Source organism: Delftia sp. S65 (assembly GCF_016516495.1).
Lineage (GTDB): Bacteria > Pseudomonadota > Gammaproteobacteria > Burkholderiales > Burkholderiaceae_C > Comamonas > Comamonas acidovorans.
On the sequence record NZ_JACVUR010000122.1, the window covers coordinates 1 to 244 of the forward strand.

1 protein-coding gene is annotated in these 244 nt (G+C 68.0%); it reads right to left on the reverse strand.

Annotated features, from left to right (window positions below):
- Nucleotides 1–244, reverse strand: a 244-nt coding sequence (locus IAE24_RS30085) for a hypothetical protein (RefSeq protein WP_200016427.1), incomplete at both ends; no start/stop codon positions are given.

Genomic DNA, 244 nt, shown 5'->3' on the forward strand with positions numbered 1-244 from the left:
CATGTTGCGCAGCGTGCGCGGGAAGGCCGCCAGCGCGCCCACGCCTTCGGTGTCCCAGTACGGCGGGCGGCGGATGTAGGTGGACCGGGGGCGCCAGTCGTACTGGGGCCGGGCCCGGTCTCCATCGTCCTTGCGGATGGCGAACATGGGTTCGTAGACAGCGCGGAATTGCGCAGGTTTGACCGCTTGTTCAACGATGGCGTCGATCTCCTCGTCGGCGGGCCACAGGTCCTTGAGGCGGATC